Source organism: Photobacterium makurazakiensis (assembly GCF_050336715.1).
Taxonomy (GTDB): Bacteria; Pseudomonadota; Gammaproteobacteria; order Enterobacterales; family Vibrionaceae; genus Photobacterium; species Photobacterium makurazakiensis.
On record NZ_JAKJSJ010000035.1, the window covers coordinates 70,593 to 80,067 of the forward strand.

At 45.1% G+C, this 9,475-nt stretch carries 7 protein-coding genes and 1 rRNA gene; 6 read left to right on the plus strand and 2 right to left on the minus strand.

Annotated elements, in window-relative coordinates; translation table 11 throughout:
- Positions 1-67: 67 nt before the first annotated feature.
- Together fadA and fadB are read right to left on the minus strand one after the other, a co-directional pair.
- Positions 68-1,234, minus strand: a complete 1,167-nt coding sequence (gene fadA, locus L4D09_RS16610) for an acetyl-CoA C-acyltransferase FadA (RefSeq protein ID WP_428458627.1) — start codon at positions 1,232-1,234, stop codon at positions 68-70.
- 27 nt (positions 1,235-1,261) lie between these two features.
- The gene (gene fadB / locus L4D09_RS16615; protein ID WP_428458628.1) at positions 1,262-3,424 is read right to left on the minus strand and encodes a fatty acid oxidation complex subunit alpha FadB; all 2,163 of its coding nucleotides are present in this window, start codon (positions 3,422-3,424) and stop codon (positions 1,262-1,264) included.
- Between the two features lie 349 nt (positions 3,425-3,773).
- Between fadB and L4D09_RS16620 the strand changes: the two genes are divergently transcribed.
- The 6 genes from L4D09_RS16620 to L4D09_RS16645 form a co-directional block, all read left to right on the plus strand.
- On the plus strand, positions 3,774-5,651 hold the full coding sequence (locus L4D09_RS16620) for a S8 family peptidase (RefSeq protein WP_428458629.1): 1,878 nt from the start codon (positions 3,774-3,776) through the stop codon (positions 5,649-5,651).
- 3 nt (positions 5,652-5,654) lie between these two features.
- Positions 5,655-6,158, plus strand: a complete 504-nt coding sequence (locus tag L4D09_RS16625; RefSeq protein ID WP_428458630.1) for a hypothetical protein — start codon at positions 5,655-5,657, stop codon at positions 6,156-6,158.
- Positions 6,159-6,284: 126 nt separating this feature from the next.
- The gene (locus L4D09_RS16630; protein WP_428458631.1) at positions 6,285-6,908 is read left to right on the plus strand and encodes a YigZ family protein; all 624 of its coding nucleotides are present in this window, start codon (positions 6,285-6,287) and stop codon (positions 6,906-6,908) included.
- Between the two features lie 51 nt (positions 6,909-6,959).
- Entirely contained in the window at positions 6,960-8,417 is a 1,458-nt protein-coding gene (locus tag L4D09_RS16635) for a TrkH family potassium uptake protein (protein ID WP_428458632.1), read from the plus strand.
- 11 nt (positions 8,418-8,428) lie between these two features.
- Positions 8,429-8,953: a menaquinone-dependent protoporphyrinogen IX dehydrogenase gene (gene hemG / locus L4D09_RS16640; protein WP_428458633.1), complete on the plus strand. Its 525-nt coding sequence runs from the start codon at positions 8,429-8,431 to the stop codon at positions 8,951-8,953.
- 350 nt (positions 8,954-9,303) lie between these two features.
- Positions 9,304-9,475, plus strand: a 16S ribosomal RNA gene (locus L4D09_RS16645); the annotation flags it as partial.

The following is a 9,475-nucleotide window of genomic DNA, read 5'->3' on the forward strand; positions in this document are numbered from 1 at the left end:
ATAGTGTGAGTAAGGGTATATGGCAAGCAATAAAAAACCCGCCGAAGCGGGTTATAAAGCGTTTGTTTTATTTGACTCGCTCAAAGACTGTCGCGATACCTTGTCCGAGTCCGATGCACATTGTGGCTAAACCAAATTGGGCATCATGATGTTCCATCAAATTGATTAATGTGGTGGAAATACGCGAACCTGAACACCCAAGTGGGTGCCCAAGGGCTATCGCACCACCATTCAAATTAACTTTTTCATCGACGCTATCAAGGAGACCAAGATCTTTGGCGCAAGGCAGTGATTGAGCAGCAAATGCTTCATTCAATTCCACGATACCAATATCATCAATGGTTAGGCCTGCACGTTTAAGGGCTTTTTGGCTCGCAGGTACTGGGCCATATCCCATGATGGACGGGTCACAACCAGCAATGGCCATGGATTTGATGCGTGCACGGATGGTTAACCCTAGCGCTTTAGCTTTTTCTTCACTCATGACGAGCATCGCTGAAGCGCCGTCAGATAACGCAGACGATGTACCTGCGGTAACGGTGCCATTGGCTGGGTCAAAGACCGGGCGCAAGCCAGATAGCCCCTCGACTGTTGTTTCAGGGCGGATAACTTCATCATTCTCAAAGGTAGTGAGAATCCCGTTTTCATCATGGCCTTCTGTCGGGTAGATTTCGTTCTTAAAACGCCCCTCAATTGTTGCGGCATGGGCTCGTTGGTGAGAGCGAGCAGCAAAGGCATCTTGCATTTCTCGGTTAATACCGTGCATTTTACCCAGCATTTCTGCCGTTAGCCCCATCATACCCGCCGCTTTCGCGACAGACTTCGACATACCTGGATGGAAATCAACACCATGGGTCATTGGTACATGGCCCATATGTTCAACACCACCAATGATGCAGGTATCGGCATCACCAACCATAATTGCTCGGGCTGCATCATGAAGCGCCTGCATCGATGAACCGCACAAACGGTTAACGGTGGTTGCTCCAACAGTATGGGGGATCCCTGCGAGTAGTGCGGCATTTCGACCAATATTAAAGCCTTGTTCTAATGTTTGTTGCACGCAGCCCCAGTAAATATCTTCGATGCTTGCTGGATCAACTTGTGGATTGCGATCCAGTAAGCCTTTCATCAGGTGAGCGGAGAGATCTTCGGCACGAGTGTGCCTGTATGCTCCGCCTTTAGATCGCCCCATCGGGGTGCGGATACAATCAACAATTACGACATTATTCATTTTATGTTCCTCATCCTTAAGCCACGGTTATTTACGATTAGGGGCTGGGTAATAAGTTTCGCTTTTTTCGGCTTTTTCTCGAAGCCCGGTCGGTACTTGATAAATAGCACCAAGGTGAGCAAGGGAATCGGCCAGTGCGACATAGTTCTTTAGCCCTAACGTGTCTAGGTAGCGGAAAACACCACCACGGAAAGGAGGGAAGCCGAGTCCATAAACTAATGCCATATCAGCATCGGCTGGACTGGCAATAATATTCTCTTCTAAACAACGTGCGACTTCATTAATCATTGGCACCATCATACGAGCAATAATAGTTTCATCATCATATTGTTGGCTTGCGGCCGAAACTTGAGTAAGAAGCCCGGCGACTTCTGGGTCAATAGACTTCTTTGGTTTACCCTTGCGATCAAAAGAATAGTTAAAGAAGCCTTTTCCATTTTTCTGACCATAGCGTTCGGTCTCGAACATTACATCGACAGCATCTTTATAGTCTTTGCCCATTCGTTCAGGGAAGCCTTCAGCCATAACCGCTTGTGCGTGATGGGCTGTATCAATACCGACAACATCTAATAAATATGCAGGCCCCATTGGCCAGCCAAACTGTCGCTCCATGACTTTATCCACTTTTACAAAATCCGCACCATCGCGAAGTAGCATGCTAAAGCCGGCAAAGTATGGAAACAGTACACGGTTGACGAAAAATCCCGGGCAATCATTGACGACAATTGGGGATTTACCCATTTTTGCCGCGTAGGCGACTACTCGGTCGATAGTGTCATCTGAGGTTTTCTTTCCGCGAATAATTTCGACTAATGGCATGCGGTGTACAGGGTTAAAAAAGTGCATGCCACAGAAATTCTCTGGTCGCTGAAGTGAAGCTGCCAGTAAGTTAATTGGAATGGTTGAGGTATTGGACGCAATAACAGTATCGTCACTGACTTGCTGTTCAACATCGCTTAATACCGAAGCTTTGATTTTTGGATTTTCAACAACGGCTTCAATCACGACATCGACATCTTCTGCGCCTGAGTAGTGGAGGCTAGGGGTGATCCCACTCAAAACCTTCGCCATTTTTAAGCCATCAATACGGCCACGCTCTAATTGCTTATTGAGTAACTTCGCCGCTTCACCCATCCCGAGATCCAATGAAGTATCGGCAATATCTTTCATCAGTACAGGCACACCCTTGAGTGATGACTGGTAAGCAATGCCACCTCCCATAATACCAGCACCGAGCACCATACCTTTTTGCGTTGGTTTTCCTGCCTTCACCGCTTGTTTGGCTTTCGCTTTTATATATTGATCATTGAGGAATATACCGACAAGCGCTTGTGCAACTTCGGTTTTAGCCAAAGTAACAAAGTATTTGTTTTCTATCGCAAGGGCTTCATCACGTGTGCAGCGTGCTGCTTCTTCAATGGTTTTTACTGCGGTAATGGGGGCTGGGTAATGCGGGCCTGCAGCTTGAGATACCATGCCTTTTGCGACGGTAAAGCTCATTGTTGCTTCTATTTTATTTAACGGTAGTGGGGCTTTTTTCTGCGCTCGACGTGATTGCCAGTCGAGTTTGCCTACAATGGCATCTTTTAGCATGGTGAGCGCGGCGCTTTTAAGTATTGAAGGTTCAACGACAGCATCTACTAAGCCCAGCTTTAGAGCGTCGTTAGCTTTTTTATCTTTGCCTGCAGTAATGATTTCCATTGCTGGATCGGCACCGATCAAGCGAGGTAAGCGTACCGTACCACCAAAACCAGGCATGATACCGAGTTTGGTTTCAGGTAGGCCGATCCTAGCGGTGCTATCCGCTAAACGGAAGTCAGTTGCTAAGACACATTCACAGCCACCACCTAATGCATGGCCGTTAATTGCTGAAAGTGTTGGAACTGGCAGATCTTCGAGTTTGTTGAAAATATCATTAGCATGGCTAACCCACTGCGAAAGCTCTTCAGCGGGCTGTGCAAATAGACCAAGAAACTCGGTAATATCAGCACCGACAATAAAAGCCTCTTTATTGGATGTTAGCAGTAAGCCTTTAAGATCGGTTTGATGGTAGAGCACATTAAGAGCTTCGTTAAAGCTCTCTAATGTTTTGAGATCAAATTTATTTATTGAGCCTGGAGCGTCGAGGTTCAGTTCCGCGATACCATCTTCCAGATAGCGTACGGATAGGGTTTCACCTTGGTAAATCATGTTCTATCTCCGTGAATTCCGGTTCTGTGCCGAATTGATTGAACTGGTTTGACCTGTAACTAGGTTAAATAATAGTCTGAACCTGACTTGCAACAAATACAATAATTTTTTAAACATTTGTTTAACTTTGTGAGGGTGTAACTGAGTATAAGGATCGCTATAACCATAATGTGATGAATATGCGGAAGATTTTTTATACTTTTCTTTAACAACTTTACAAGGTTGGGAAATGTTTCTAAAGCTTGGTCATTGATTTCACTGTCATCTGGCTATTTGCAATTTATCGATCGTAAATGGGATAGCCGCAGCATGGTGCTGTGGTTGTAATTCAATCGAAGGATCGACAAAGATGAAAAGTAAGCTGACAGTATTATCTGCAGCATTGGCGGTAATGCTGCCGATGAGCGGACAAGCTGTAATGATGGTGAAACCATCACCTCACCATACCCCTGCAGTAGATTGGAGCTGGGTGCCTGATTTACCTCCGGGTGATCCACTGTTCACCCACCAATGGCATTTACGTAATACTGGACAATCAGCATTTTCTCAGTCGACAGGCACGGCTGGGCAAGATATGAACTTATGGCTGACTCACTTATTAGGTATTCATGGCGTGGGAGTCAATGTGGCTATCATTGATGATGGATTGGAAATTGGCCACCCAGATCTTGCGGCGAATGTTCGTCCCGGATCTTGGGATTTGGTAAATAATGATAATGATCCAACTCCTGATGATCCATCCAATAACCACGGTACTGCTGTTGCGGGTCTAACTGCTGCTGTGGGGTGGAATGCCATCGGAGGGCGAGGTGTTGCCCCTAAAGCTGGATTAAAAGGGTTTAATTGGTTGTTGAATCAATCGGCTGAAGGTTGGTTGATGTCACATGGCGCTGCAACGAATACCCAAGATACCCGAGTGTTTAACCAGAGTTATGGTTATAGCACTATTTTTCCTATTGCTTACGATATGTCTGATCCTCAGTTAGCGCTGGAAGAGCAAGTGTATGAGCAGGTGACGACAACGTCGCATCAAGGGCGTGGAAGCTTGTTCATTAAATCCGCCGGTAATAGCTATAACTACTTTTATGGCTGGCTTGGAGCATCAATAGGTGCTGCTTATGTACTACCGGGAGACTTCTTTGATAGTAATCGTATTGGGCCTGCTAATGCTGGCTTACCAATGCAAGACAGTAACCTGACGCCAACAAATGCAAGTTACTGGAATGTCGTTATATCTGCTTTAAATGCTGATGGTGGGCTCTCTTCTTATAGTAGCGTGGGGGCGAATGTGTTTGTTTCTGCCCCCGGCGGTGAATATGGCGAGATGAAGCCTGCAATGGTTACAACGGATTTATCAGGTTGCGATGCTGGTAGCAATGTGGCTGGTGGCGCTGGTAATACGTTGCATGGCGGTACGGAACTTGACCCAAATTGTGACTTTATGGGCACAATGAATGGTACGTCGTCAGCAGCCCCGAACACTTCGGGCGCAGTGGCTTTGTTAATGTCGGCCAACCCTGCACTGAACTGGCGCGATATTCGCCATATTTTAGCTTCGACAGCGACTAAAACGAATCCGGCTCATACCGGTGTATCCTTGAGCTTCACTCAGTCTTCAGGTGAAGAGGTTTCCTATGATGCTATCCCTGGCTGGCAGAGGAATGCTGCTGGGTACGATTATCATAACTTTTATGGTTTTGGTCGGGTAAATATTGATGATGCGATCATGATGGCTTTGCAATATAGCCAGCCATTACCCCCACAGATCATTACTGATTGGTCAAGTCAAAGTGTAGACGTCTTGATACCAGATGCTGAACTGGCCGGGGTAACCAGCACGTTTGAGCAAATGAGCGATTTTGTCGTAGAAACAGTGCAAATAAAGATAAACCTAGAGCATCAGCGTATACACGATCTTGCTATCGAGCTGGTATCACCATCAGGTACTCGTAGTGTATTGCTTTCGCCAAGAACGGGTCTGGTTAGCCAATCGCTTGATACATCTATCAAGGGATTTGAACAGCAATTGTTGTTATCACACCAGTTCTACGGTGAGTCAGCAGAAGGTGCTTGGCAGCTTATTGTTCGAGATACTAATAAAGAAACAACGAGTTGGCTTGCTTACTTTGACCCAGAAAATATATTCCCCATTACACAGCCGAACAATACGCAAGATGGCATCTTAACTTCATGGGATATTCGCTTCTTTGGACAGCAGGGAGAGTAGGAAATGAAATCATGTATTCGTACTAACGTCAGTATTATTGTCATGTCATTATCGATAGCAGCATTTAATGCGTCAGCGCAGGAAGTATTACCCTCTATGCCACTAAGCCAGTTTTCACAGTGGGAGTCCGTTGGTGAGGTGGAAATTGCTGGAGAGCGGTATACAAAATTATACTCAGTGGACTCTGAGCGAAGGGGGATGCCTCAGCAGCTATCAATGGACGCAAGTGCATCACTTTTTGTTGGTGATAAATTACTTGCGACGTCATCTGCTAATGGTCCGATGGAAGTATCTGGTGGCCTTTTCTTACGTTTAGCGCCGAGCGTAAACCCTAGCCAATTTGCACATAGCAGCCAGCTTGAAATTGTATATAGCGAAAGTGAAATTGTTCTGGTTCGAACAAAACAAGATCAAAACTTATTACCACTAATTTCATTGCTTGAAGCAGATACCCGTGTAGAGCAGGTAAGGTTAGAGTTAGTCGGGGGCACTAACCGGCCACAGTAGAATATTGAAGTAGTAGTACTGTTTAATAAGGGGGCGTAAGCCCCTTTTCTTTTTTGGCCTGAGATCAGAGTACTGCATTTGTGATATTCTGTCAGATTACCCATAGTCATTGCAGCACGGCGTGTTATGTCAGCATCTGAACCGTATTTGATCCCAGCCAGTGGGGCGACATTTGAAGAAGAAATAAAGAAGAGCCGCTTTATTACTTATTTAGCCCATACACCCAATATAATGGCTGCGAAGGCGTTTGTTCAGCACATAAAAGATAAACACTCCGATGCTAGGCATAATTGCTGGGCATTTGTTGCTGGTCGTCCAGAAGACTCCATGTTATGGGGATTTAGTGATGATGGTGAGCCGTCAGGTACCGCAGGGAAACCTATTCTAGCGCAGTTGAGTGGTTCGAGCGTCGGGGAAATCACCGCCGTTGTAACGCGTTACTCTGGTGGGATCAAATTGGGTACTGGTGGTTTAGTTAAGGCATATGGTGGTGGCGTTCAGCAAGCTTTGGCGCTGCTTCAAACTACACAAAAGATAATAACCTCAGAGCTGGTGCTGAGCTGTGAGTATAATCAAGTGTCGCTGGTGGAAACGTTGCTTGCAGAACATGCTGGCCGTCAAATAGAAGCCGAGTATGCGAGTAAGGTTGATATGACTATTGAATTAGATAGTCGCTTAGTGGATGAATTTAGGACCAAACTGACAAACCGTAGCGGTGGACAGATTGTTGCGGTAGGCAAGAGTGATTAAAACACTCTAGAAGCCTAGTATTTTTAATTAAGGATGAGAGCCGTATAGGCAATGCAATTTCGTTCCATAATCAGAATTGTCGGGCTATTGCTCGCATTATTCAGTGTCACTATGCTGGCACCTGCTTTAGTCGCGCTTATTTATCGAGATGGTGCCGGCTTTCCTTTTGTTGTTACATTCTTCCTGCTTTTTGCTGGAGGCGCACTATTATGGGTACCTAACCGACATTACCGACGAGAATTAAAAGCCAGAGACGGCTTTCTTATCGTTGTTTTGTTCTGGACGGTTATCGGAAGTGCCGGAGCTGTGCCTTTTATTTTGGCGAAGACACCCGATTTATCAATAACTGATTCTTTCTTTGAATCATTCTCCGCGTTAACGACGACCGGAGCGACAGTTATTGTGGGGCTTGATTACTTACCCAAAGCGATTCTATTTTATCGTCAGCTACTGCAGTGGTTTGGTGGAATGGGGATCATTGTTTTGGCGGTAGCCATTTTACCCGTACTTGGGATTGGTGGGATGCAGCTTTATCGAGCTGAGATACCTGGTCCAGTGAAAGACAGTAAAATGACGCCGAGAATCGCGGAGACAGCAAAAACGCTGTGGTACATCTATTTAGCATTAACTGTTAGTTGTGCTACAGCTTTTTGGCTGGCGGGTATGTCTGTATTCGATGCGATATCACACAGTTTTTCGACGGTAGCCATTGGCGGGTTCTCAACGCATGATGCCAGCATGGGGTATTTTGATAGCCCTACGATTAATATGATCACCGTTGTATTTCTATTGATATCAGCCTGTAATTTCTCACTGCATTTTGCCGCTTTTGCAAATGGTGGTGTACACCTAAGAACATATTGGCGAGACCCTGAATTTAGAGCATTTTTAGCCACCCAATTTATCTTGCTAGCAATATGTTTTAGTTTGCTGTTAAAGCATCATTCTTATGACTCTTATTATGATGCATTCGATCAGGCACTATTCCAAACAGTGTCGATATCGACAACTGCGGGTTTTACCACGACAAGCTTTTCAGAATGGCCATTGTTTCTGCCGGTATTGTTACTTTTCTCCTCTTTTGTTGGAGGGTGTGCAGGCTCTACGGGTGGCGGCATAAAAGTAATTCGTATGCTCTTACTATTATTGCAAGGGGTCAGAGAGCTTAAACGACTTATTCACCCAAGAGCGGTTTACACCATCAAAGTCGGTAATAAAGCTTTGCCACAGCGTGTTGTTGATGCGGTTTGGGGATTCTTTTCCGCATACGCTTTAGTTTTTGTTATATGTATGCTCGCTCTTATTGCGACAGGGCTTGATGAGTTAACTGCTTTTTCTGCGGTTGCGGCAACATTGAACAACTTAGGGCCGGGGCTGGGCGAGGTGGCTGTACATTTTGGTGAAATTAATGATCCTGCTAAATGGGTGTTAGTTATTTCAATGTTATTTGGTCGTTTAGAGGTATTCACCTTATTGGTGCTATTTACCCCAACATTTTGGCGTAATTAATAGAGGAAAGCATGGAAAAAGTATTATTGCTCCACTCAAGTAGTGATGGGCAGACCGTCAAGATATTACGACGTATAGAAGAGGCACTGGGTGAAGACTGTGCTTGTGAGCTTGTTGATCTCAATAATGTAACTTCAGTGAACTTCGCAGATTATAGTCGTGTCCTAATAGGGGCATCTGTGCGCTATGGTCATTTGAATAAAAAGCTTTATCAATTTATAGAAAAGAACCTTACAGCGCTAGAACAGGCTAAAGTTGGCTTTTTCTGCGTTAACCTTACTGCGAGAAAAGAAGGTAAGAATACTCCAGAAACCAGTGCTTATATGTTGAAGTTTCTTAAGCGCTCGCCTTGGCAGCCTAAACTGCAAGCAGTATTTGCCGGTGCACTGCGCTATCCTCGCTATAATTGGCTTGATCGCGTCATGATTCAGCTCATTATGCGTATCACTGGTGGAGAAACCGATACGACAAAAGAGGTTGAATATACCGATTGGGAAAAAGTTAAGCAGTTTGCCAGCCAGTTTAAAGCTCTATAAGTGTGTTTTTTGATGGGTTGGGTTAACTTTTGTTCAAAGAGGCTTTTTTTTTAAGTTTTTTAAAAAAGCCCCTTGCCAACGTGATCGAAGTCTCTATAATGCCACCTCACTGACACGGAGAGCGGCAACTTAAGCCACTAACCAATCAGTTTGTTCTTTAACAATTTGACCATGCAATCTGTGTGGGCACTCGTGAAAAAGTTAAGTCAAAAGATTTATCAATGAACTGAGTGACCAATACGAAATAGCTTCGGCTATATCGGCACAGTCAATTCGAATATCATGACTAGCTTCTAGTTATTGATGTTCAATCAGTATTCGTTGAGCCGGTCGAGAGACCACAAAAATTCTAATTGAAGAGTTTGATCATGGCTCAGATTGAACGCTGGCGGCAGGCCTAACACATGCAAGTCGAGCGGCAGCGACAACAACAATCCTTCGGGGGCGTTGTTGGGCGGCGAGCGGCGGACGGGTGAGTAATGCCTGGGAATATGCCTTAGTGTGGGGGATAACTATTGGAAA

Bases quoted from the DNA above. Each gene is read 5' to 3' on its own strand.
- L4D09_RS16625 (WP_428458630.1), top strand. From the start codon at position 5,655: ATGAAATCATGTATTCGTACTAACGTCAGTATTATTGTCATGTCATTA.
- fadB (WP_428458628.1), bottom strand. From the start codon at position 3,424: ATGATTTACCAAGGTGAAACCCTATCCGTACGCTATCTGGAAGATGGT.
- L4D09_RS16635 (WP_428458632.1), top strand. From the start codon at position 6,960: ATGCAATTTCGTTCCATAATCAGAATTGTCGGGCTATTGCTCGCATTA.
- hemG (WP_428458633.1), top strand. From the start codon at position 8,429: ATGGAAAAAGTATTATTGCTCCACTCAAGTAGTGATGGGCAGACCGTC.
- L4D09_RS16620 (WP_428458629.1), top strand. From the start codon at position 3,774: ATGAAAAGTAAGCTGACAGTATTATCTGCAGCATTGGCGGTAATGCTG.
- fadA (WP_428458627.1), bottom strand. From the start codon at position 1,234: ATGAATAATGTCGTAATTGTTGATTGTATCCGCACCCCGATGGGGCGA.
- L4D09_RS16630 (WP_428458631.1), top strand. From the start codon at position 6,285: ATGTCAGCATCTGAACCGTATTTGATCCCAGCCAGTGGGGCGACATTT.